Below are 24408 nucleotides of genomic sequence, written 5' to 3' on the forward strand. Positions count from 1 at the left end.
TTCAGTTATACTAACCATTTGGTTAGGCTAACCATCCCTGAGTATCTCTACCCATTTAGGTTAAACGAATCGCACTCCCCATTCTTCAATGTAAAATCTCAACTTTTAAATCTCAAATGGTATTACCTACTGGATTCCCTGAACCCGCACAGATTGGGGTGATAGAAGTGAAGCAATATCCTCAGTACCGCGCTGTCACCTACACCCACGCGGGCGATTTGCGACAAGCAACTGGCATCGCCTTCAATCCTTTATTTCAACACATCAGCAACAACCAAATTGCGATGACAACGCCAGTAGAAGCGCGCTATACGGAAACTTCCGAGGCAATCGATGCTGTTCCCCAAGCTGAAGTTTCGTTCCTCTATCCCACACCAAATATCGCCCCCAGCAGCGTTAACTCCGCTGTAGAAATCACGGATACTTCGCCGATGACGGTTGTCAGCATTGGCGTGGGCGGGGCCTACACTTGGGAAAGCTACGAAAATAACCTCCAGAAACTCAAAGATTGGCTTCAAGAACATCCTGAATACGAAATAGTCGGGCCGCCGCGCCGTTTTTTTTACAATTCCCCGATGACGCCGGAAGCAACTAAAATCAGCGAGGTACAAATTCCGATCAAGTGCCGCTGACGTGAACAACTAATTCGCGAATGTGACCCCGCTGGCGGTGTTCCCACAGGTAAATTCCCTGCCAAGTTCCTAACAGCAACCTGCCGCGATCGATCGGGATTTGTTCAGAAGTATGAGTCAGCGCAGTGCGAATGTGCGCCGGCATATCGTCTGGGCCTTCCGCATCGTGAATGTAGCGATCGCCCTCCGGTACCAGTTTAGCTAAAAAGTTAGCCAAATCCTTAAGTACATCCGGGTCAGCATTTTCTTGAATCACCAAACTAGCAGAAGTATGGCGCAAAAATAAACTACAAAGTCCCGTTTTAATACCTGAAGTCGCCACCGCATCTTCTATCTGATCGGTAATTTTACACAAAGACTTCCCTGTAGTTTTAATTTTGAATATTTGTTGGTAATGAGTCATAGGATTTGGGATGTGGGATTTGAGATTTGGGATTTTCAAAGAAACTATTGCAAAAATATTCTCCTATTGTTACATCTTACTTCTTCCTTTTTTATTATGTAGGTTGGGGTTGAGGCACGAAACCCAACACTCATTAATTGGATGTTGGGTTTCGTTCCACGGGCCCAACCTACCACTACCACTACTACCACTACTACTGGTATATTAGACCTCTCCAATAATTATTGTGGAACAAGCAGGATGCCTGTTCAAAACTTACTATTCGGTCGAGGTCTAATAAAAATAGTCTACAACAGCTTGGGCGATCGCCTCGGTACCATTTTTATCCAATTTACCCGACAAACGGGGCGGATGCAGCGGTTGTCGCAAAAACTTCCAATCCCCCTCAAAAAACTCCGTCGCCGTCACAATTTGATGTTCCGCATAATTTTGAAGCCATTCCAGCAACACCGCAGCTTCTGCAAAACCTTCTCTCATGATAGAAACAACAGGTATTTCCAAGCGCAAAGCTTCCGCAAAAGTGCTGTATCCCGGTTTAGAAACTAAGCGCCCGCAGACAGGCATAATATCAACCGGACGCGGTAAAATCGGGAAAAATTGTGCAAACGCCTGATTTTTGACATAAATCAAATTCGGCAAATCGGGTGCTCCCGCATCAAAAGTAATAAATTGCCAGTCGCTAAATTGCTGTAAATTTTGATAAGGAATTTCCTCTAAACCCAGTCCCCCAAAAGTCAACAATACAGTTTTTTCCAGCGGTGTTTCGATTCCGAATACTTCCCGAACTTTATCGTTACTGTAGCGAGGGTTGCCGCCAGTTAAGCCAACATCTTGAATATTTGGGAAAGCTGGCATCGGTTCGTGCAAAGGAAGACGAAAAAGCCGATCGCACATTCCGAAACACTCACCAATCCAATCTGCCATTTCTACAAATTCCCCGCCCCAATCTCGATAGATAAAATCCCACCCAAAATTGCTCATCATCCAGCAAGGAACCCCAGCCGCTGCCGCCATTCGCGTTGCCAAAGGAGGAATATCTGCCAGCACCAAACCCACCCGATTTTGCTTGATAAAATTAACTTCGCTGGCAATTAGGGAATTTTGCTTTTTCCGAATTTCCCGTAATTTTTCCAGCGTCGCGTCTTTATCCATATTCAAACTGTCAGCTTGCACCACACCCACATCAAAAGCGCGGGGACGGTGGATAAAGTCGCCACTAATGTAAGATTCTAGCAGCCAGCGAGGTGCTGTTGTTGTGATAATTAGTAAAATATCTGGATTTAATTCTTGAATTTTTGCAGCTACGGACGCAACTCGGACAGCGTGACCGAATCCGTGATTCGTGATGGCAATATATAATGTTGGTCTAGACATTGATAATAGGGAATGGGGAATTAGGAATTAGGAATTGGGAATTGGGCATTGGGCATTGGATGTAGAGACTGGAAGGCAACAAGGCCAAGCTTCAAGCAACGCACAACCAACAATGACACAATTAATAACTAATGGCTATCGAATACGCAAGAATTTATCAATCAGACGCGCCCTCAGACCAAACAGGCAATTGATTAATCTTGTCCAGGGTTATATCTACATACTTTTTACCATCCGCCGCCAGATTTTCCCCAAAATATCCCTCATCGCCGTCGTGCTTGTGAGGGCCGCTAAAAGCTGCTGCATAGCGGCCTTGCAAACGAGCTTGATTGAAAGGAGAAGTCGCGTACCAGTACCAGCGACTGGGAAAAACTATGCCGCCAATATCCTCAACTGAATCGCGAGTGCCGCGAAAGTGGAAAATGCGATCGGCTTCTGCAAAACCATTTTCTCCCGAAAACACGCCCCCAACCGAAACAACCGTAATTTCTGCCTTCAGCCATTCTTTAAGATAGCGAGTAGCACCCAAAGCAACTTGTGCTCCGCCGCTAGTGCCAATTAAAATAACTTTCACAGGTTTTTGAGAATTAACTGAAATGGGAGATTGAGCATTCATCCGCTCGATAATTGCATTAGCTATTCCCTGATTGTATGCAAAGCCGTAGCGATAATCTAGAGAAATTGCAAACCTCCATAGATTGCGAATTTTAATGAATATATTCCCCGCAATCGGCCCTTTTTTTGCCTGTTCTGCAAACCGCCAAAAAGGAGCTAGCCAGCGCTCTCCTCCTAAACTTTTGTTAGAAGCTGAATAAGGAAAAACATCGCCCACTGCTACGCACTGCGGATGACTTTTAACTAAACGCTTGAGAAACAACTCTTCACCAGGGGTTAATTCGTCCCCCGAAAAATCGCCAACTCCCGTTAAAAAGATGATATAACAATTGAGTGGCGAAGACTTACGCGCTTCTAGATTGCCGTTGTTCTGTGGCAATATCTCCGGCGGATTTTTCTTGAGACCAAAAGTTTCGGCACTTTGATTCAGCCACCATATAACAGTTCCCACCGGCGAAAGAATGCCCCAAATTATCAGGATCACACCGGCGATAAGCAACAAATTTAAACTTCCCCCGCGCAGCCATGCAAGTATCCGTAAAATCAATCTTAGCATTTAATAAAATCTGGTAGAATGCCAATTAATTACTTAATTACCTAGAAATACTTCGGTAATTCTGCTGTATTAGAGCTTATTTTGTAAAAGTTGTCAACTATCTTGAGGAGCAGGAGTTCAACGTGAAAGGAGAAGATTCAATTGCAGGTTTGGGCGCAACGCTTTGGAACGCACTTTCTTTGAACGGCAATTTTTACGAAAAAACTCCCTACACTCGCAGAACTAAGCGAATAGCTTTAACAATTGTAATTTTAGCTGCGCTGTCCCGCGTGTTGGGTAGTGCTGCCATCTTGTTGATCAACCGAACTGAGCCATCAGTATTATTTCTAGGACTTTTGATAGATGGTTTGGCAGTCGCGGGGGGTTATTATTTTTGGACTTTCACTATCTTTAAAATCGGGGAGTGGCTGAAACCGGGTCACGTAACTTATGAGGAGTTGCTGGTTCCGATCGGCTTTGCCTACGCGCCCCAAGTGCTGAATTTCTTAACGCTAATTCCTTTGCTGGGAGAAGGAATTGAGCGGATATTAGCTGTGTGGAGTTTGCTAGCTGTAATTGTGGCGGTTCGCCAAGGTTTGGATATTAAAACTCGCTGGGCGGTGTTAATTTGTTTGGTGGGTTGGCCATTGATCCAAATTGCGATCGGCTTTGTGAAAGTAATTGAACAGTTGCTTTCACGATGGCTTTAAAAGTAGCGAAGTGTAATAGTTAAAAAGGCAAAAGCACCAAAAAAGTACATTTCTTAAGTTTTTTATGATTTCTCCGGCAAGTATGCGAGCCACAGGTGAAGAGCGAGTTATGGTGCGTGACTGTTTAGACATTGTGCACTTGCTCGAATCTATTTAAAGTCACGCACCCTACCTTTGCTAGATCGAGTTATGGTGGGAGACGATGGAAACCTCGTGCACCTGCTCGAATCTATTCGCAGTCATATACCATAAAATTGTTTTAAAAGAAGATAAAATTGTCAGGCTTAAAAAAGTTAAAAGCAGAAAAAAACAGGCGGCTAAACTCCGGGTAATTTCTCCGGCAAGTATGTAAATAATAGCAATTGAAAAACGTGGCCAATTTTGCCATTGCGAGCCGGAGATCCCAGAAGTCCCTTAATCTGTTAAAATAAAATGGCTTTGGGGCGAAATACTCTGCATCGCCGCGCGTCATTGCAAACAAAAGCATTCCTCGCTCGCGATCGAAGCAGTTTCGCTGGCTTTATTTGAGAGAATGCTTGACAGAGTGGCCGTGGGAAAGTAAATTGAGGCACAGCAGATAGCATGATTATTGACAATCAAGCATCCAGGATACAAGCCCCTGGATTCATCCGTCCAGAAATAAAAAACCTGTATCCGAGAAACTTGCCGAACGTATTTATCCGTGGGATCAATGCTTCAATCCTTTAATCTAAAATCTAAAATCTAAAATCGATTGACGGCAACCACACCCCTACTATTCGGCTCTCCCCACTGTCCCTACCCCTTTAGCAAGATACATTGTTATAGAAGGAAATACACAAAAATTTACATCTATAATTTGTGTAGTGTTCCAAATCGCTCCTCACCAGCAGCGATACAGCCCTCGCCAAGACAGTAGGATAGAAAAAATATGTTTGAACGCTTTACAGAACAAGCCATTAAAGCAATCATGCTAGCCCAAGAGGAAGCGCGGCGCCTCGGTCACAATTTTGTAGGCACCGAGCAAATTCTTCTGGGGCTCGTCGGCGAAGGCACTGGCATCGCTGCAAAAGTATTACTGGATATGGGCCTCAACTTGAAAGAGGCGCGCAATGAAATCGAAAATATCATCGGTAGAGGTTCCGGGTTCCTCCCGCCAGAAATTCCTTTTACGCCCCGCGTCAAGCGCATTTTTGAGACTGCCCTGAACGAAGCGCGGCAGTTAGGCCACAATTACATTGGCACCGAGCACATCCTGCTGGGGCTGATTCAGGACGATGAAGGGGTGGCGGCGAAGGTGCTGCAAAACTTGGGAATCGATCGCCAGAGAGTCCGCACGCAGGTAATTCGTGCCGTCGGAGAAGTCGCGGCGGTACCCGGAGGTAGGGGAGATAGCGGCGATCGCAAAATCCCAACTTTAGAAGAATTCGGCACAAACTTGACCAAGTTAGCCGCAGCCGGCAAACTCGATCCCGTGGTGGGCCGCGAAAATGAAATCGAGCGCGTGATCCAAGTGCTCGGCCGCCGCACGAAAAACAATCCAGTGTTAGTAGGCGAACCGGGAGTCGGCAAAACAGCCCTCGCCGAAGGCTTAGCCCAGCGAATTGTTAATAGAAACGTCCCGGAAATTTTAGAAGACAAACAAGTAATCAGCCTCGATATGGGTTCGCTGATTGCTGGTACAAAGTTCCGAGGCGAATTTGAAGAACGGCTGACGAAAATCATGGCCGAAATTCGCGCTGCAGGCAACATCATTCTGGTAATCGATGAAATTCACACCTTAGTCGGTGCAGGCGCAATTCAAGGCAGCATGGACGCCTCCAATATGCTCAAACCCGCCCTTGCTAGAGGCGAATTGCAGTGTGTCGGCGCCACTACCTTGGACGAATATCGCAAACACATCGAGCGCGACGCTGCCTTAGAACGGCGCTTCCAACCGATAAAAGTCGGTGAACCGAGCGTGGCTGAAACCATAGAAATATTGTACGGGTTGCGATCGGCTTACGAACAGCATCACAGACTGACAATTTCCGACGCAGCTTTAGAAGCAGCGGCCACACTGTCAGACAGGTACATTAACGATCGGTTTTTGCCAGACAAGGCGATCGACTTAATTGACGAAGCAGGTTCCCGCGTCCGCGTGATGAATTCGCAAACCCCGCCCGAAGTTAAAGAACTCAAAAAGCAACTGCCCGCAGTAACAAAAGAAAAAGATGCAGCAGTGCGCGAGCAAGACTTCGACAAAGCTGGAAAATTGCGCGATCGCGAATTAGAAATAGAAGCCGAAATCGCCGAAGCTACGATCAACAAAAGCCAACTCAAAACTTCTCCCATTGTCACCGAAGAAGACATCGCCCACATCGTGGCTAATTGGACGGGAGTACCAGTCAGCAAGCTGACCGAATCCGAATCGGAATTGCTGCTGCACATGGAAGATACTTTGCACCAGCGCTTGATCGGTCAAGAAGAAGCTGTCAGCGCAGTTTCTAGGGCTATCCGTCGCGCGCGGGTAGGCTTGAAAAATCCGAATCGCCCGATCGCCAGTTTCATCTTTTCCGGGCCCACAGGCGTCGGCAAAACGGAACTTACAAAAGCCCTGGCAACATATTTCTTCGGTTCAGAAGAAGCCATGATTCGGTTAGATATGTCCGAATTCATGGAACGCCACACGGTTTCCAAACTCATCGGTTCGCCTCCGGGTTACGTCGGCTACGACGAAGGTGGCCAACTAACAGAAGCAGTCCGGCGCCGTCCTTACACAGTCATCTTGTTCGACGAAATCGAAAAAGCTCACCCAGATGTCTTCAACATGATGCTGCAAATCTTGGAAGACGGCCGCTTAACTGATGCTAAAGGTCGGACAGTAGACTTTAAGAATACACTACTGATCATGACATCAAACATCGGTTCGCGAGTAATTGAAAAAGGCGGCGGCGGTCTCGGTTTCGAGTTTGCTGACAGTGCAGCAGACGTTCAGTACAACCGCGTTCGCAGCTTGGTAAACGAAGAACTGAAACAGTTTTTCCGTCCCGAATTTATCAACCGCTTGGATGAGATTATCGTCTTCCGCCAGTTGAACAGGGAAGAAGTGAAGCAGATTGCGGACATTATGTTGCAGCAAGTCTTCAGCCGCTTAACCGAACAGGGTATTACTTTGTCGGTGACAGACCGGTTCAAGGACTTGTTAGTTACAGAAGGCTACAATCCCAGCTACGGTGCTCGACCTTTGCGCCGCGCAATCATGCGGTTGTTGGAAGATGTACTGGCTGAGGAAATGCTGTCTGGGAAGCTAAAAGACGGCCAAAAGGCGATCGTTGATGTGGATGAAAACGGTCAGGTTAAGGTAGTGCCCGATGGTTCATCTGAGCCGAAATTGCCCGAATTCGCATTAAGCCATTAATGCGCTCTACACACAGATAAATACTGTTAATTAAAAACCCGGTTTCTGCGAGAAACCGGGTTTTTAATTAAATGAAACCAGTTTAAAAAAAGCAACTTTAGGCAAGCTCCAAATCCTTATATAATCAGTCATATCAAATTCGGTAGCATCGGAATTATTCCTCTCTGTATTCTCTCCCTCTGTGTTCTCTGCGCCCTCTGCGGTTAAATCATTCCGATACAACCGGAAACGATATCATTCCCACTTCTAAAATCTAAAATCTAAAATCTAAAATGGTATGAGTTATGACTCTTTTATCCCAACACATTATCTACAGCAATTTCTACATCTGGAAAAGCTAGAATAGATAAAACCTGACCCCGCTGAAATCGTTGAATATTTTGGTATCCCAAGGGAGAGGGTTCGCGATACACTACTACACATTGCTCGTTAATATCTACCAGCCAAACTTCTACAATATTGTCTTCCGCATAAAGAGGAATTTTGATATTTATGTCAGTTTTAGCGGTTGCATCCGCTACTTCGACAATTAGTAAAATATCCTCAGACTGAGGATGCCCCGATTCGTAAAAATCATCGCGCCGCCGGAGCAAGGAAATATCCGGTTCAGGTTCGGAGTGATCGTCCAATTCTACCGGATCTTGAACTCCAATGGTTACTCTCGATAATAAGCGGATATAGAATAACTCTGTCAGACGCTTGACATGAGATGTATGCCTTCTACCGACGGCGGCCATTTGAACAATTTCTCCTCGAATTAATTCAACTTTATCATCTTTTGTCAAGATGCCAGCTTCAATCATATGATGATATTCTTTTACTGTAAATAACCGCTTGATTAACTGAGTTGTGCTCATTGGTTATGCCGGGAATATTGGAGTGTTTGTCTGCGGCCGCAGGTCTAATAATGTGATTATACTACATCGAACAGTAGTGCATCAGTAGGGCAGGCATTGCCAGCCTTACAATCGCTGAATCTAATCCCACGATTGTAATTGCACAACCCAATGCTGCACAAAAGCAGAAATGCGATCGCGCCGAGTTTCAAAAGTAGCAGCAATCCAGATAAATGCAATGCCAAAAGCCAAACCAATTGCCCATTTAATCAGCGGATAATCGAAAATCAGAACCACCAACTGATAGAAAACATTGATTAAAAATACAGCCGTTCCCACAAACAAAAACGCCCGAACTCGCAGCGCCAAACCCGCTGCAATCGCCACCAAACTAAAAGCTGCCGCCACTAAACCGTGGCTTTGCTGAGTCAAAAGAGGCATCCCGCAAATCAGCGCCGTTGCAAGCATTCGCAGAGTGTGGCGCAGCGGTTTTTGTGCTGGTAATTTGAGAGTGCGATTCCCTACGGGATAGCTACGCTTCACGAACTGAGTAATGTAAAGTAAAGAAAGTCCTAAAGGAGTAACATAAAACTCTGGCTGAGTCAATCCTATTTGCCAGAACCACCGCAGCATTATCCAGTCAATTATCGCCACACTCACATAGGTAAAACGGACTTCCTCCCTTTCCCAAGCCAGGAAAAAATAGAAGGTAGCAGCTATCAGCAAGCTAATCGGATAAAACTTAGCCGGACTTTCCAAAATAGTAACTATTGGAATCAGCGAAGCAATTACCTGCCAAGGTTTTTTTGACCAACCCCAGTTTTCCCAAGGCAAAATGTAAATGAAATAGGCAAATAGAGAAGCGAAGGCAACTTTCCAAGGCCCCAGCGGCCCGGAAATATACTTAACTAAAGGCGTATTGATCCAATAAAGCCGGATGCCAAAGGCTTCTAGCCAGCCCAAGTAAATCCAAATTTCTCCCCATTGGCGATCGAGATTATTTCGCCCTTGCAAGAAAGCATATTGAACTAATAAAGCACCAGTGACTAATCCTAAACTTATACCGGACTTAATATCATTCGCAGAAGCTGAAATCAGCAGCCAACTGCTCAAAACCCAGTGCAGGTGAGCAAATATTTTTAACTCTGCGTTAGTTAAATGTAAATAATTGCTGAGCCAAGGAGATAAAATGCGATAGATATATGTTAAAGTTGTGCCGAGAGTTGCCAGGACAATTAAGCCGTCTCCAAAAGCTCCTCCTGGTGTTTGAAAAATTTGATATAGTAGCGATTCGTAAGCAGCAACGGAAACGCCAATTAATCCTAAATAAACCAAAGGTTTGAATTCTGGTTCCCGCCTAGCAATGCCGATCGCAATTAAAGACGCCCCCAACACAGTTAAACCAGTCCAATTTGTCAAAGTGTGCGATCGGAAAGTTAAACCCAATACCCCATAAACCAAAGGTATAACATGAATGCTAGGTAAGATTGTTGGATGGGGGTGACGGCGCCGCCACCAATCCCCCAACAATTGCGTAAACAATCCGAGAGCGATATTAGCAACTGCCAAATTAATTGTAGTGCGATCGACAAAACTTAAACCCACTGCTGTCAACAACTCCAAACTCCAAGCCAAGGCATAAATTGCCAGAGGGGAAAGTTGCCGTAAACTTCGGAAAATAATCGCAGCCATTATCACCAAAATAGCAGCCAAAACTTCAGCCGAGGGCGGGAAACTCAAGCTACTGGCTGCGTAGAGTTCATAGGAATAAAAAGTAATAGTTGTTAACAGTAAGCCTGCGAGTAAGATTGCCCACCCATCTAAAGCTCGATCGTAAATTTGAGCTAATTGAGAAGATTCAGGCAAACGGCTGGAAAAACGAACAATCATGCTGCGAAGCAACCACAGACACAAAAGAGCGATCGCCCCGGCAATTCCCCAATCCCAACCCGAAACAAAACCTAATTCATAAATCGCCGCAGCTACGAAACTCAAGCCAAATCCCACTCCAATCGCAGCCGCTGGTAGCTCTACTAAATAGTAAGTATTGACCAACATTAATCCGGCGGCAAAACCAAAACCAATTAACCGATATCCCGGAAAAGTAAAAATTAGAAATTGGGCAAATATTAGGGCGATCGTACTAAAGGTACTAGCAACTCGTTTGTGAGGAACCTCAGTATATTTAGCAACAGCAGTCAAAGCCAAAGGAGTCGCCAGCCAGAGTAAACTCCACTGAGGGCGATGAGTGGCAGTACCCGCAATCAAATAATTTTGCAACAAGACAAAGCTGACTCCTGCTAATACTAAGCCCAGATACCACGAACTTTGAAACCATGCAGGATGCCAGCGAAAAAATGCAGAGTTTTCTCGGAAATTTGCCGCTTTCATCCCGACAAAAAATACCCATTCACTCGCCATGAATATTAATAATATTGCCGACCAAATATTGGGTGTCAGGTTTGGGAAAAATAAGTCAATTGCAGATGCGATCGCGCCTAAACCCATAATGTGAGTTATGGGAACCAAAATTGCCGGATTTCCCGGTTGTTCAGCCGCAGAATCCGGCCTCGAAACTCGCCGGGAATTATCGGGAATTACGTATTTCCAAGCGATCCAACCTAAAATTAAAGTAGAGACTAATAAATTGAGCGATCGCCAAAACGGATTGACAAAACTAATAACAGTTAAAACGCTCCCCAAACCGAGAGCAACCTTTTCCCCAAAACTGGCAAGTTGAAACTTTCGCTTGCGGTAGAGCCACTGCGCCACACTTACCATTAACATTAAATAAGGCAACAGCAGAACACCCCAAAAAGCCCAAGGAGTTTCCTGAGAGTTGGTAAGCTGAGTTAAAAATGCCACAAGTTGTGTTTTAATCCCTAAAGGAAGCACTCGCCAAAACAGCCAAATACTCTGAAGTCCCACCGCCTCCAGCATTAGCAAATCAAACTTTTGCCAAAACCGCACTAAACGGTTATAAAAAAACCAAACAGCCAATCCGCTAACGGCGATCGCCTGTAGCGGAATGTCGCGAAAACAAACCAGCCACCCCAAACCCAACAAACCCCCTCCCACTAATTGCCATTTAAAAAAGTTGCCGGGATTTGGCTGGTCGGATATATTGTTTTCAATAGTCCCAGATGTGAGGGGGTGCTGCCAATCCAGCCATGCTAAAAGCACGCCACAAATCGCCAAAGCTAAACCCATTTCAGCGATATTTACATCCTTGACAAATATCGCTCGACCCAGTAGAATCCCTAACGAATAAGCTACTAAAGCTGCTTTTTTGTAAGTCAGAAAATCTCTGCTCAAACTGAAACCAGCGGGGAATGTTTCAGTATTTCCCCCACCTTGGATAGATTGCAATCGTTGTTGCTGAATTTGATAAACTGTAGTAGCAGCAGTTCCCACTGTACCCACATAAACCGCAGTAAGGGCAAAGCCGGCAAATGCCCACCAAGAGTGCAAATAACTCAATCCCAAGTGATTTAGGGCGATCGATCGAGTGATGTTTTTTCCTGAACCGCTTTGATATTGATATTTGATAATCCGGGCAGTTATCCATGTCAAAATAAGTGCCGCTGCAATTGCTACCGCCCAATCCCAAGGATACCGCCACAATCCAAAAGTATCCATTGCCCAAAAATTGATCGGCACTAGCAACAGCGTCACTTCTTGCAAAGTTTGAGCAGTCAAGTGCAAATTCTGCTGTCTGTTTGCCCAACTGCTAATCGCCCAAAAGGTTAAAGTATAAGCTAATAAAACTCCATATTGTCCGGCGGCAGGAAATCTTTCCCACTGACTGGCAGCTAAGACTCCAGAGGAGACAACTACCATGAACACTCCTAAAAACAACAGCCACATCACGCTAATTTCTGCCATTAGCGAGTGCAAAATTTGAGCGATAAAATTAGGGGTTTGAGTAGTTTCTGTGGGTCTAGCAACGCTTTCACGGCTGCTAGGTACTGCTTTTTGTGTTGATAAGGCAGGTACTTTTGGATCGGCAATAGGATCTCGCGGGTTCTCAATTTCAGAAAAATCTACAGCGGGATCTCTGAGTGGGCAGACTAAATACTGTCGGCACAATTCCTCAACTTCAGCGGGCGAAAGTAAACCTAGCCGCAGCCACGCATCTAAACCTGTCAACAACTCAGGATGCGACGCTAAGATGCTCAATTCAATTTTGCTCGATCGATCTTTGGGAGACGACATTGGCTTAAACTTGTACTAAGTACCTTCAAGCTATAGCCTAGATTAATGTCGAGCGAACATGGCAACATTCCGCCATCGAAATTGGCACAATAAGTATTTATTACTAAAGACCTGTCGCAGCTAGTGTCAACCGGTGAAAAAATCCCGCTGATGGGCCTAAACCCCCGTGCATCAGCGGTGAAAAACTCCTAATTAGGACACAGCAGCGGTTTCCTTACCGACATATTTCAACAAAGTCTCCACACTAGCATTGTGGTCTATGAAAGAAAACAAATGTTTGAAGAGGAGTTTTCCATCTGCATCCAAAACAAACTGAGCGGGCAAAGGAGCACCTAAAGCCTGACCGACTTGATAATCCCGAAAAACTTGACAGCCTGGATCAGAAAGCAGAGGCATTTTCAAGCCTAAATCTCTAACCACAATTTGGCTTTGGCGATCGTCGGTACTGGCAACCATCAATAATTCTATATTGCGATCGGCAAATTTTTCCCAGTTTTCATTCAAAGCTTTAATGTGAGGAAAACAGAAAGGGCAATATTGCTTTTCTGTAAAAATCCGCGTAAAAGCCAGAACCACCGGTCTATCGCCCCGATAATTCGACAGCCGCACCAATTTGCCATTATTAATATCCGGCAATTCAAAATCTGGCGTCATCTGTCCCAGCTTCAGAACATTACTCGCCGGAACAGGCAATAAATTTTGGAAAAACCGCTCATTTAACAAGCCGCTAAAATTAGTAGAAGTCAGCATATTTCCTAATTGGGTAATTGCTAATTGCTAATTTAAAAATCCGGTTAAACTGAGATATTGCAGCATTCTCAATTAGCCGTAGGGGCGGGTTCGCCAACAGCCTTAAAGCTTGCAAATAGGTTCTATAAACCCGCCCGACCCCACGAAAAATCCTCTTATTGATATTGCTGCAAGATGTCAGGTTAAAGGAATACCTCTGCGGGTAGGGACACGACACTGCCGTGTCCGTACAAATATAATCGGCTTAAACCGCAGCAAAGAATACCTTAGACTTGACAGGATCGGGAGTCATGGTCTTGTCACCGGGCTGCCAGCCGGCGGGACAAACTTCATCGGGATGAGACTGGACGTGTTGGATAGCTTGCAGAGTACGGAGAGTTTCGTCCACGTTGCGGCCGAAGGCAAGATTGTTGATAGTAGAGTGTTGGATGATGCCTTCTTTGTCGATGATGAACAGACCTCTGAGGGCAATGCCTGCTTCTGGGTCGAGGACGTTGTAGGCCGAACTAATTGTTTTTTTGAGGTCAGCAACTAAGGGATAGTTGAGGTCGCCAACACCGCCAGATTTACGGTCTGTTTGTATCCAAGCGAGGTGAGAGAATTCACTGTCCACGGATACGCCGAGGATTTCGGTATCGATTTTCTTGAAGTCCTCGAAGCGATCGCTAAATGCTGTAATCTCAGTCGGGCACACAAAGGTGAAGTCCAAGGGGTAGAAGAACAGGACTACATACTTTTTGCCTTTATAGTCGGACAGTTTAACTGTCTTGAATTCCTGATCCACTACGGCTGTTGCTGCGAAGTCGGGTGCAGCTTGACCAACCCGGAGGCATTCACTGGTCATAGATTTTGTTTCCTTTTTTACGAACTGTTACAAATATATCATACTCATAACGACTACAAGTATCTTCTCGATCAATCAAAAAAATACGCTCTCAAATTTGAGAGCGCAGTTTTTTTGATTAAATAATGGCTCAGGCGGGATTTGAACCTGCGACCTTGGGCTTATGAGTCCCCTGCGCTAACCACTGCGCCACTGAGCCAAATCTACTTCACGATTTACTATCGTAGCACGGTAGGGCTAGCTATGTCTGCTTTTGAAACAACACTATTTCTAATGACTTCTAGTAAAAGTTATGAGTTTTGGTAATCATTCAAAACCCATAACTTTCGACCAGTCGTTACCGAGAAGCGCTGGACGCATCGTCGGGCAGTAAAGCCATTGGGTTGATAGCACCCTGTCCGGCGGGATGAATTTCAAAGTGCAAGTGCGGCCCGGTACTAAAGCCGGTGCTGCCCATTTCTGAAATCTGTTCCCCTTGAGCGACTCTCTGACCCTTTTGCACCAAAATCCGGCTGTTGTGGGCATAGACAGTCTCAGTGCCGTCAGGATGGGTAATTTCCACCAGATACCCGTAGCCGCCGTCGTTCCACTGAGCATAGGTAACCACCCCGTCTGATGCTGCCACAATTGGCGTGCCGATCGGCCCTGCAATATCAATTCCCCTGTGCATCCGTCCCCACCGCCAGCCGTAGCCAGAAGTCAGAACGCCCTTAGACGGCCAAATAAACCGGCTAGCAGACTGTTGTTTGCCGTTAGGCAGATAAGTATCAGGGCTCGAAAGAGGAGGCAGTTCTGGAGAAACCATGCGTCCCAAAGACGGGTTACTTAGGGGATCGTAACCCTCGGCTCCCAAAGGAGCAGTTGCCACGACCGGCTGATCCTGAGTGCTTTTTGGCGTCAGGTTGATCGGTTGCAGTTCCGCTGCGCGAGCGGGGTCTAAACGCTCTTGCTGCTGCTTCTGAACCTGCTCAGACCAAGCTCTTGATGGCGGTCTGCTGATTTCATTCTGCACCGCCTCAGTATAGTCGGGGGTGTAGAGATATGGATTGACACTTGGCATATCCTCAGACTGGTTGACCGAGGGCCCGTCATTTGGAGCCAGGGACACCGCATTGGCGCTGATCGAATTGCGCGAGGCACGATATTCCTCTCGCAGTCTGACAACTTCTGCCCTCAAGCGTTCGGAATAAGGGTTGAGAGCTTCTGCGGTAGTCCGAGCCTCCGAATTCGATTCTGGTAAAGCGCTAGTTGGATCGGCATTTGAACCCTGGCCGCTAGTATTTGGCACGAACCCGATCGGCTGCGGGTATTCTCCCGTAGCGATGGCGGTAGCAGTTGCACTGGCTGGCGAGGGCAGGGCACTGGTGTCAACAGCACCTGTAAATGTTGGTTCCCCTTGAAGATCCAGCTTCCGTGGATCGCTAATGGTTTGGGAAACTTGAGTCAGCGAAATGCTGTTAATTTGGGGAACCATCGGCGCTGAAATATTGTTCAGACCTTCCAGGTTCTCCAGGGGAGAGACAACAGGCACTGTGGGCGCGGGTGCTGCAACGCCAGCACCGACTATTTCCGAAGTAGACGAACTGGGGTTCAAAGATGCGGGAACCGAATTCGCCGCCCAGACAGATGTAGAGTTGGAGGCAGAATAAGAGGCTGCCGCCTGCACCCCTGGATTTTTAAACCCAACTTGGGGAATTTTGAGCCGTTGATTGACATTCAGCAAGTTGGGGTTGCCGAGCTTGTTGACGGAGATCAGATCTGTGGGCGATACGCCGTGACCTTTGGCGATCGCATCTACTGTATCTCCCGGACGCACGCTGTAGAGAACCTCAGCCGGCGCGGCGGTACTTCCTGCAGGGGGGACTAGCACAGCCGTGGGCAAACTGGGTGTTGCTAAAGACTGTTCAATTGACTCGAATGCTCGATCGGGCGATGCTGCTTGACCTCCCCCGGAATTGGGAATTACAGGTGTGGCATCGAGGTCAGGAATAGTTGTCCCAGTTGCATATTCGGGGGAGGTCAGCGTCGGTGCTGACTCGGGCAAAAATGCCGCAGATGTAGATAAATTTGCTCCCCCCTCCGACCCGAACATCGTTCGACCCGATTCTGTGGTGCGGTTTTCCTGTTTCTTCAAACTGTCGATCGCCCCGTCTGCATTCGGGATCTCGATCGAACTTTGTTCCGGTACCGTCGTGACCAGCGGGGTCGCTGCGGTTGATGGCAGCCCTGTCATGGCTGCACTATCCAATGGCTCGGAGCCAGTCAGATTAAACTCTTGTTCGGGATTGACCGTCGCTGCGCGCTCTAGCGAAGCCGATGTGCTATAGCCGGCGTTCTGTTGTGGTGTGGCTTCCGTCGCAGTCGGAATTCTGAGCTGTTGGCCAACTTGGAGTATGGTATCGGGTTGGATCTCGTTGGCAGTTGCTAGTACCAACGGTTCAACTTGATAATCCCGAGAAAGCTCCCAAAGGCTTTGCCCTTCCTGCACCTTAACCGTCACCGACTCAGAAGGTGCTCCGGGCTGTTCGGCCCTGGAACCGTCAACTTGTGCGGACGTAGCCGGCCCGTTGGCCGATACTGGCTGTACAGCGGTGGATTCTGATGTCGGTGCGAGTTCAGACGCGCGAGCGCTGTCTCCATTTCTCGGTAGCAGGATGCCAGAAGCACCTACCGATATTGCCAGCCCGATCGTGGCGAGAGAGCGAACTCTGCCTGTGCTGAGCGTTGTCTGTTTGGATGGTTCCGCAGAACCGTCTCTGTCGATTTCACTAGCCTGAACAGGCTTAATTTGGGGATATGTTCGTTTCAAAAAAACGACCTCCTACTGAGAAGCGCTAACTGTCCTTGGAAACACTCAAGGGGATCGCATGACGCTGAGTTTAAATCAACAAGCAAAAATATTCTGATTGTTGACAGCTATCATGCTTAGGCCAGATTACCTTGCTTTTTTAATTTAGACAAGCTCAAACCGTCAGAAATTTTAAAATTCTCGGTCAAACCTGCTGCAATTAACCCCACAAGCCTTACACCGCAATAGCTGGAACGAATACATAAAATCTTCGTTCCGGTAAGGATCTGAACTCTTACCTATTATCTGACTTTATGCTAATTTCCGGACAGCCTACAACCGTATATTTACTAGATATAGTGTTCAGACCCAAGCTGGTACTCGCTCGCGCCCTAAATCGCTAATATCCTCTGTTTTTGTTGCTGAATCATCTGGGGAGTAATTTGGTGTTGCTGATAACAATCTGTTTTTGAATGAATAAAATATATTAATGTCGGCTATCTAGATTTTCACCCCTTTGATACAAATTTCTTATATTAAAATCGAGATTTTGTCCCCTCCGGCAGCTATTAAATATCTATATATTTATGCGTTGATAATGATTTATCCCAGCTCCCCCAACTGTCGTTTAGCCTCAAATAAACCCACAGCGGCGCTGACGGAGAGGTTCAAACTCCTGACTCCAGGCTGGCTCATCGGAATGAAAACTGTGGCGTCGCAGGCATCCAAGACGTATTGGGGAATGCCTACAGTTTCCGAGCCAAACATCAGCCAGTCGCTGGGCTGAAATTGGAATTGCGCGTAATTGCATCGCCCGCCAGTGCTGAATCCGATCGAGCGTCCCCCGCGCTGCTCCCGATAGGCCAAAAAAGCCGCTAAGTCTTCGTGGCAGTGGAGGTTGACGTAGGGCCAGTAATCTAAGCCGGCCCGTTTCAGGTAGCGATCGCTAATTTCAAACCCCAGCGGACCCACTAAATGCAGTTCTGTGCCTGTGGCAGCGCAAGTGCGGGCGATATTGCCAGTATTCGGGGGGATTTGCGGGTGAATCAAGACAAGTTGGGGCATGAAGCTAATTAAAAGCGAAAAATACAGCTATTGGGAAATTTATAAAACTACCCACAGGTAGATATACCTTATAGCTTTTATTTATAACCTTTGTCGAGATCCATTGATTAAATATTCTGATTGGTTTTTGGGAGGTGCTCTGCAACTTTTGACAATCAAGCATCCAGGATACCCGCCACGTGATTCATTCCGAAAGCAGACTCAGGACCGGTGAAATAAAAAACCTGTATCCGATGAAACTTGCCGAACGTATTTATCTCGCGCAAGTCAATCTAAAATCTAAAATCTAAAATCTAAAATCGATTGACCAGGAGGTTCGGGCTATTTGTATTCGCTGAGTACGCATAGCCAGGGGGCTAGTGAAAGCCCCCCTTATCATAACGGCGGGTACTTCAGGCAACTAACTGGGCGCACAAGTTGTCTTCAAGCTCCCATTCTTGGTGAGCCATCCCCTGAATCCCTTGCAGAATAATACTGCGGGTGTCCGAACCTCCCTCGTGCAGCTTCAACCACTGCTGGGCCGTGTTGCCTTCCCGGAGAATCTTTTTGAGTGGCGAGAGAAAGCAGCTAAAGCCGCGTTTTTTGGCGAAAGGCCAGACTTCTCGGTAAATTTCCTCAATCCAATCTCGTGCCAGAATAGTTCTGCCGTCTTGCCAGTGGGTAAGTTCGGCATCCAAACTTTGCTCGGATGCAGCAATTTCGTTGGCGTCTGTGAGGGCAACTAAGTCTTGGTTGCGCGTGGCCTCCGGTAAGGTGCTGAGTTCTAAGGGGTCTAAGCTGGGGTCTTCCATCATCTGCCAAATGCGAGCTTCTAGTAAGGCAGTGATGGCTAACAAAGCCAGAGGATTGACTTCGAGGTCGCAAATTCTCAGTTCGAGGCGGTTGAGACAGTAGGGGCGACGATCGCCATTTGGTCGCACTGCAGACCACAAATGGCGGACGTTTTGCATAGTACCGAGTTCTAGCTGTTCTTCAGTCCACTGAATGTAATGCTTGTGACTTTCAAACAGGGGGACGATGGCGGGAGTTTTGGGAAACAAACCCCACCGAGTGGAATGATAGCCCGTCACTTCGCCGTCGAGGAAGGGGGAAGAGGCGCTCATGGCAAGGTATAGCGGTGCTTCGACGCGGGCGAGGCGGATGGCGCGCATCAGCATTTCTGGTTGGGAGATGCCGATGTTGATGTGAATGCTGGCGGTGACGACTTTGGTGCCGTAGGTTTGCTCGATGTAGGTGTGGTAGGGGTTGTTGGGATCGGATCTGTAAAATCGATCGCTCCCTCCTAGAGACAGGGTACTTCCCGGCAGCAAGGTATAGTCGCCCAATTGTTTGAGATACTCGCGCAGCCGGACTCGCGGCTTGACTAAGGCGCACAGCAGGCGATCGTAGCTGCACAGCGGGGCGGTCGTGTACTCCACATTGCGGCTATCAGGCTCCCGGACAAATCCCTCTAGATCGGCGACTATGCGATCGGAGAGACCGACAACCTCACCTTCGGGAGTGCCGGTATACATTTCTACTTCAAAGCCTTTTGATAGCAGCACGTTTATTCCTCAGCTAAGTTGAGTGCTAGTTTCTAGTATCCCAAAAATTGACCTGTTCATACTATCTCCCACGAGGCAGAGTTGACTTTTTTCGCGACTGGCACTGAAACGGGGTTTTTCTGCGCCAGCTTGTTTGAGCATTTGTTTCCTAGTTGGGGGCCTGCCACGACAAATACTGCCATGACAAAGAGTTTCCGAGGCGGTTTTAGACTCAGAAAGGCTGTTTGTTCGATCGCGCTTGTGTTTGATTCGGTATTGGGGGCGATCGAACTTATGGTGAATAGAACCCACTCCTGCCTCAGTTCGACATCTGTTTTCTGCCTTGAGGGGGATAGCCGCAGATATATATTGGGTGCGATTCTAAAAGAGAGCTCTGCAATATTTTTGAGCTATAATATTAACCCCTAAAAATCCCTGTGAAAGAGCAAGACAGAACTCCTCCCAATTTTTGGAATATGCTAAGCAATTTAGCCTTAGTCCGGTTTTTGCTTTTATTTGCTTCTGGTTGGGCTGGACTGCAACTTTTAGCTTACTTTGAAACTGCAGTCGCGGTTTTCACCATTGCTGCACTCGTGGCTTTTTTGCTCAACTATCCGGTGCGAACTCTCCAAAGATTTTTACCGCGAAGTTTAGCTGTCGCCTTCGTTGTCTTGCTCACCATTTTAGTTTTTGGCGGTCTCACCGTCACTGTAGGCGTCACTCTTTTATCTCAAGGACAGCAATTAATTGACAGCCTGACTGAATTTGTGAATGCTCTGGCGCCTCTGTCCGAGCGCCTCGAAGCATTCCTGCGGGCGAGAAACCTGCAAGTTAACCTGCGAGTTATTGAGGAACAACTGCGAAATCAAGCTTTATCTGGAGTTGTTTGGAGTATTGCTTTCTTACAAGTATTTTTAACCAATTTATTAAATTTAATATTAATTATGGTGGTGGCTTCTTTCATGTTACTTGATGGAGAGAGGCTGTGGCTGTTAGTTCTCAAGTTTATACCTCGACACCTGCACAGGCGTTTAAGTATAACAATAGAGAAAAACTTTTTAGGATTTTTTCAGGCACAAATTCTGTTAATGTTATTTTTGACAACAGCTAGTTTTGGAATTTTCCTACTGTTAGATGTGAGATTTCCTTTAATTTTAGCATTTATTATCGGATTGTTTGATTTAGTTCCAGGGATTGGAGCCACGCTGGGGATTAGCTTAGTTTGTTTTATTGTATTGTCTCAAAATGTGTGGCTAGCTTTAAAAGTATTGGCAGCTTGCATTGTTTTGCAGCAAATTCAAGACAACTTTATTCATCCCAGACTGATGCAAAATTCCCTTAACCTCAATCCGGTAGTGGTATTTTTTGCACTGTTAGTGGGGGCAAGATCAGCAGGACTTTTAGGCATATTTCTAGCAATTCCGCTAGCGGGAGTGATAGTTAGCTGGTTTGACATTGAAGAAATGCAAGCGGAAGGTTAATGGATACAGCCATCCTATTTTATAAAATCAGGCTGCAACATCCGATTTTAACCGGCCGACTAGAAGTCCCATGCTTCAAAAACTATCCTGTGCCCAAAGCGCCAATAAAAATAAAGAGAAGTAAAAAGAAAAAAGCAACGTAGGGTACACCTCACATCTTGCACCATTCTCAATAACAGGCTTTCCGGCCTGTTCCACAAAGAGTGAATTTTCTTGTGGAACAGGCCGGAAAGCCTGTTCATAAAAGGATTATTGAGAATGGTGCAACATATGAGGTACACCTTACTGTGTCAAGTTAATGAATAAATTGCAAGTCAGTAGGAAATCTTTCTTCTTCTGGTTCTGGATCATAAATGTAATCGCAGTCAAAACGCAGAGCTTGAGAGTGGCGACTGATAGAAAATCCGCAATTACTCACCATTTCTGTAGTAAAAGTTGCCATGACTAACTCAATAAGTCTTCTATAGGAAATGTTAGGTAGTTGAACGTAATAGGTGCGTCGGGCAAAAAATATTCTCTCATCTTTCGGGAGAATTATGCCATTAATTCTGTGTGCGTGTTGAATCGGCTTGATATAGGCCTCAATAAACTGCGACTGATTTTTTTGGAGTCTCGCTAATCTTTCGTGTTGCAACCAGCTCATTTGAAACACAATTTTAATAAATTCAAAGCCCAAAATGTAGTTAAAAACATTATTGCGTTCTTCTGTACTCAAGACGAAGCGGAGTGCAGATTCTAAATATTGGTCAGTTTCTCGGAGCGATTGTTGAGCTGAGTGGATATAAAATTGTTTGATGTAGCTTCTTAAATCTGATTCGTTTAATTGTTTTTTGACCCGAAATCTGATTAAATACTCTTTGACTCGGTGTAGAGTATCTACATCTTCAAACATTTTTGAAACTAAACCGTCGGCTGTATAATTATCTAAAAATTCTGCTTGCAAGTCGGGAGTAGATGCACACAATATGTAGCAGAGAGACAAGACATAGCGCCGTTGGTTCCAAGGCAAGCTTTGGGCCCATTCTTTAACTTCTACAGGGAGTTTTTGGAGCACGGTATCTGTGTGGGGGAGTTGAGCAAGGTCGGCATATTTATGTTTTTGTTTAATCATTGCCTGAAACCTTATATTAGTAAGTATACAGAGTCGTCGATCGCAGATGATGGGAGAGGAGATATGCGAGGGAGGCGGTCAGTTATTCTGTCTTATTTTATTGCCATCTATCTAAATATACATTCTGGAGGGAACAGAGGGCGTGATCTGTCTCACACTTTAGCGACTTTTAAATCACAAATGCTAGCTTTTCGCATCACATTTTGCGACTGTGAGTGTCACCCATAAAACTTATTCACGTCACTGGAGCAACAGTGGGTTTCGTTGAGGATTAAGTCGGGTGATTCATAAGTTTTTGTTAGTAATCATTACTGAGATCGATCGTGAAGTTGACTACAAGTATTTTCCCGGAAAATCAGTGCCAAGACTTAACTTTTTGCGAGATCCTCGTGCAACAAATGCGACAGTGGCTCGATAGCATTGCAGTGGGAAAGCCACCAGTAACTCAGTGGTGTGCTAACTTATACTCGCACGGTGTTCTTGTCAGAGATATATCTAGTTATTGGGACACTATTTTTTCCACATACTGCCTATGTGCAAGCTTAATCCTCTGGAGTTTAGACTAAAAAAGAGAGAACGGTGGCAAAAGCAGGACTTGAGCCACCGCGCCGGGAGAGAATGAGGGTGAAAAATAAAACCTATCCACTCCCTCAATGAACAGTGAACGATTAAAGGACTTTCGTCAAGCAGCATACGAATTATTGGTGCGAGCGAAAGATGCCACATTCGAGCTCATGGATGCAGTAATGACAACAAGGAATGCGGCTTGTTTGGCGGAATTTTCGCTCAATCCATTATTCAATCGTCAATGCAAGAGCGTCTACGAAGCGTTACAAGACTGTAGACCAGACCGAAAAAAACTGATGGAGTTGTATCAAGAGCAATTAGAACAGCAAGTACCTGCAACAGAACATATATTAGTGGCGATCGATCATACTGTATGGGGGAGACCGGACGCTAAAACCTTAAAAGACAGAACCCATGAATATCAGGGGGGTGTAATTATTGGACAAGGGTACAGTACAATTGCCTGGATACCTGAAGCTCAAGGAAGTTGGGCATTACCCCTACTCCATGAAAGAATTAGTAGTGGGTCTTCACCCATACTTCAAGCAGCTTCTCAACTTAAACTTGTTTGTGAACAGAGCATCAATCCAGTCTTAGCAGTCTTAGACCGAGAATATGGCAATGCAAATTGGGTATTAGCGCAAGCAGACATTCAAGCTGATTGTTTAATGAGAGTCCGAAAGAATGCCTGCTTATGGTCAGCACCACCAGCCTATAGTGGTCGCGGTAGACCACGGAAACACGGGCAAAAAATGAGACTCAATGACCCAACCACATGGCTTCAAGCGGATACAGAGATTGAAATTGACGAACATCCAGATTTGGGAAAAGTCCGAGTCAGACAATGGATTGACTTACATTTTTATCGCGCCCCTCGACAAAAAGTCAATTTAATCCTGGTGGAAAGAATGAAGCCCATGTCAAACGGTCAGCCGTTTCCACCCTTATGGTTGGCTTGGGTGGGAGAACGAACTCTACCCTTAGAAACAGTCTGGTTCAAATATTTACGACGTTTTGGAGTGGATCATTGGTATCGGTTTGCTAAGCAACGATTGCATTGGACTTTGCCTAACTTGAGAACTCCCGAACAATCCGAGCGGTGGAGTGATTTAATGCCGTTGATGAGTTGGCAACTCTGGCTGGCTAGGGATTTAGTTCTCGAACATCGACTGCCTTGGCAATCTGCTACGATTAATTTAACCCCTGGACGTGTTGCTCAATCAATGTTGTCGCTTTTAGTTGACATTGGTACTCCCGCAAAAATGCCTAAACAGAGGGGAAAATCCCCCGGCTGGGAAAAAGGAAGGGTACGGACGGTAGCACCGCGATATCCCACTGTGAAAAAACGGGTTTCTCGACGTAAAAAGTCTTCAAGATTAGTTATTTAATCTTCTCCCTCTTAAGTTTTTGAGTAACAGCTTGCCGGATATTCAAAGGCGGCTACTTTTGGCTGCAATCATTTTTTAGTCTAAACTGCAGTAATCCTGTCCATGAGGAATTAATCATTGGTCACAAGTTAAGCCTGTATGCCAGTTGTCAAGGGGATTTGAGAAGATGTGTCAAAGAAAAATTGGTTTTTG

The 24408-nt window shown here is 46.0% G+C and carries 17 protein-coding genes and 1 tRNA gene; 5 read left to right on the forward strand and 13 right to left on the reverse strand.

Features of this window, described 5'->3' with window-relative positions:
* Positions 1–116: 116 nt before the first annotated feature.
* A complete protein-coding gene (locus QUB26_RS26425; RefSeq protein ID WP_333054040.1) occupies positions 117–632 on the forward strand; it encodes a heme-binding protein in 516 nt (171 codons plus the stop codon).
* Here the strand turns inward: QUB26_RS26425 and QUB26_RS26430 are convergent.
* From QUB26_RS26430 to QUB26_RS26440, 3 genes are all read right to left on the reverse strand, one after another.
* Entirely contained in the window at positions 619–1035 is a 417-nt protein-coding gene (locus tag QUB26_RS26430) for a secondary thiamine-phosphate synthase enzyme YjbQ (RefSeq protein ID WP_333242872.1), read from the reverse strand. The genes QUB26_RS26425 and QUB26_RS26430 overlap by 14 nt on opposite strands.
* Before the next feature lie 273 nt (positions 1036–1308).
* Positions 1309–2409 carry a glycosyl transferase gene (locus tag QUB26_RS26435; protein ID WP_333320361.1) on the reverse strand — a complete coding sequence of 367 codons (1101 nt, stop codon included), beginning with the start codon at positions 2407–2409 and terminating at the stop codon, positions 1309–1311.
* Between the two features lie 157 nt (positions 2410–2566).
* Positions 2567–3580 (reverse strand): hypothetical protein, encoded by a 1014-nt coding sequence (locus QUB26_RS26440; protein WP_333242877.1) that lies wholly within the window; start codon positions 3578–3580, stop codon positions 2567–2569.
* A gap of 122 nt (positions 3581–3702) precedes the next feature.
* Here QUB26_RS26440 and QUB26_RS26445 point away from each other — a divergent pair, with 122 nt between their 5' ends.
* Both QUB26_RS26445 and QUB26_RS26450 read left to right on the forward strand, forming a co-directional pair.
* Positions 3703–4269 carry a hypothetical protein gene (locus tag QUB26_RS26445; protein WP_333242880.1) on the forward strand — a complete coding sequence of 189 codons (567 nt, stop codon included), beginning with the start codon at positions 3703–3705 and terminating at the stop codon, positions 4267–4269.
* A 910-nt stretch (positions 4270–5179) separates the two neighbouring features.
* Positions 5180–7648 carry an ATP-dependent Clp protease ATP-binding subunit gene (locus QUB26_RS26450; protein ID WP_333242883.1) on the forward strand — a complete coding sequence of 823 codons (2469 nt, stop codon included), beginning with the start codon at positions 5180–5182 and terminating at the stop codon, positions 7646–7648.
* 293 nt (positions 7649–7941) lie between these two features.
* Here the strand turns inward: QUB26_RS26450 and QUB26_RS26455 are convergent, their stop codons facing one another.
* From QUB26_RS26455 to QUB26_RS26495, 9 genes are all read right to left on the reverse strand, one after another.
* Complete coding sequence (locus QUB26_RS26455) at positions 7942–8505, reverse strand: Uma2 family endonuclease (RefSeq protein ID WP_333320363.1); 564 nt, start codon at positions 8503–8505, stop codon at positions 7942–7944.
* A gap of 120 nt (positions 8506–8625) precedes the next feature.
* The gene (locus QUB26_RS26460; protein WP_333320365.1) at positions 8626–12699 is read right to left on the reverse strand and encodes a hypothetical protein; all 4074 of its coding nucleotides are present in this window, start codon (positions 12697–12699) and stop codon (positions 8626–8628) included.
* Between the two features lie 192 nt (positions 12700–12891).
* Positions 12892–13449: a redoxin domain-containing protein gene (locus QUB26_RS26465; RefSeq protein WP_333242889.1), complete on the reverse strand. Its 558-nt coding sequence runs from the start codon at positions 13447–13449 to the stop codon at positions 12892–12894.
* A 244-nt stretch (positions 13450–13693) separates the two neighbouring features.
* A complete protein-coding gene (locus QUB26_RS26470) occupies positions 13694–14293 on the reverse strand; it encodes a peroxiredoxin (RefSeq protein ID WP_015178160.1) in 600 nt (199 codons plus the stop codon).
* 126 nt (positions 14294–14419) lie between these two features.
* Positions 14420–14492 (reverse strand) — tRNA-Met (locus QUB26_RS26475).
* Between the two features lie 138 nt (positions 14493–14630).
* Complete coding sequence (locus QUB26_RS26480; RefSeq protein WP_333242275.1) at positions 14631–17102, reverse strand: peptidoglycan DD-metalloendopeptidase family protein; 2472 nt, start codon at positions 17100–17102, stop codon at positions 14631–14633.
* Positions 17103–17684: 582 nt separating this feature from the next.
* On the reverse strand, positions 17685–18146 hold the full coding sequence (locus QUB26_RS26485) for a tRNA (cytidine(34)-2'-O)-methyltransferase (RefSeq protein ID WP_333242273.1): 462 nt from the start codon (positions 18144–18146) through the stop codon (positions 17685–17687).
* Positions 18147–18538: 392 nt separating this feature from the next.
* A complete protein-coding gene (gene gshA, locus QUB26_RS26490; protein ID WP_333320367.1) occupies positions 18539–19690 on the reverse strand; it encodes a glutamate--cysteine ligase in 1152 nt (383 codons plus the stop codon).
* 9 nt (positions 19691–19699) lie between these two features.
* Entirely contained in the window at positions 19700–19981 is a 282-nt protein-coding gene (locus QUB26_RS26495; RefSeq protein WP_333253487.1) for a hypothetical protein, read from the reverse strand.
* A gap of 125 nt (positions 19982–20106) precedes the next feature.
* Here QUB26_RS26495 and QUB26_RS26500 point away from each other — a divergent pair, with 125 nt between their 5' ends.
* Positions 20107–21150 carry an AI-2E family transporter gene (locus tag QUB26_RS26500; RefSeq protein WP_333054028.1) on the forward strand — a complete coding sequence of 348 codons (1044 nt, stop codon included), beginning with the start codon at positions 20107–20109 and terminating at the stop codon, positions 21148–21150.
* Between the two features lie 295 nt (positions 21151–21445).
* On the opposite strand, the gene QUB26_RS26505 is transcribed toward QUB26_RS26500, so the two are convergent.
* Entirely contained in the window at positions 21446–22261 is an 816-nt protein-coding gene (locus tag QUB26_RS26505) for a cobyrinic acid a,c-diamide synthase (protein ID WP_333054027.1), read from the reverse strand.
* Positions 22262–22914: 653 nt separating this feature from the next.
* Here QUB26_RS26505 and QUB26_RS26510 point away from each other — a divergent pair.
* Positions 22915–24216: an NF041680 family putative transposase gene (locus QUB26_RS26510; protein ID WP_333320370.1), complete on the forward strand. Its 1302-nt coding sequence runs from the start codon at positions 22915–22917 to the stop codon at positions 24214–24216.
* Positions 24217–24408: the final 192 nt, after the last annotated feature.

Source organism: Microcoleus sp. B4-C1 (assembly GCF_036705285.1).
Lineage (GTDB): Bacteria > Cyanobacteriota > Cyanobacteriia > Cyanobacteriales > Microcoleaceae > Microcoleus.

Bases quoted from the DNA above. Each gene is read 5' to 3' on its own strand.
- QUB26_RS26435 (WP_333320361.1), bottom strand. From the start codon at position 2,409: ATGTCTAGACCAACATTATATATTGCCATCACGAATCACGGATTCGGT.
- QUB26_RS26455 (WP_333320363.1), bottom strand. From the start codon at position 8,505: ATGAGCACAACTCAGTTAATCAAGCGGTTATTTACAGTAAAAGAATAT.
- QUB26_RS26510 (WP_333320370.1), top strand. From the start codon at position 22,915: ATGAACAGTGAACGATTAAAGGACTTTCGTCAAGCAGCATACGAATTA.
- QUB26_RS26450 (WP_333242883.1), top strand. From the start codon at position 5,180: ATGTTTGAACGCTTTACAGAACAAGCCATTAAAGCAATCATGCTAGCC.
- QUB26_RS26440 (WP_333242877.1), bottom strand. From the start codon at position 3,580: ATGCTAAGATTGATTTTACGGATACTTGCATGGCTGCGCGGGGGAAGT.
- QUB26_RS26485 (WP_333242273.1), bottom strand. From the start codon at position 18,146: ATGCCCCAACTTGTCTTGATTCACCCGCAAATCCCCCCGAATACTGGC.
- QUB26_RS26505 (WP_333054027.1), bottom strand. From the start codon at position 22,261: ATGATTAAACAAAAACATAAATATGCCGACCTTGCTCAACTCCCCCAC.
- QUB26_RS26460 (WP_333320365.1), bottom strand. From the start codon at position 12,699: ATGTCGTCTCCCAAAGATCGATCGAGCAAAATTGAATTGAGCATCTTA.
- QUB26_RS26430 (WP_333242872.1), bottom strand. From the start codon at position 1,035: ATGACTCATTACCAACAAATATTCAAAATTAAAACTACAGGGAAGTCT.
- QUB26_RS26470 (WP_015178160.1), bottom strand. From the start codon at position 14,293: ATGACCAGTGAATGCCTCCGGGTTGGTCAAGCTGCACCCGACTTCGCA.
- QUB26_RS26465 (WP_333242889.1), bottom strand. From the start codon at position 13,449: ATGCTGACTTCTACTAATTTTAGCGGCTTGTTAAATGAGCGGTTTTTC.
- QUB26_RS26425 (WP_333054040.1), top strand. From the start codon at position 117: ATGGTATTACCTACTGGATTCCCTGAACCCGCACAGATTGGGGTGATA.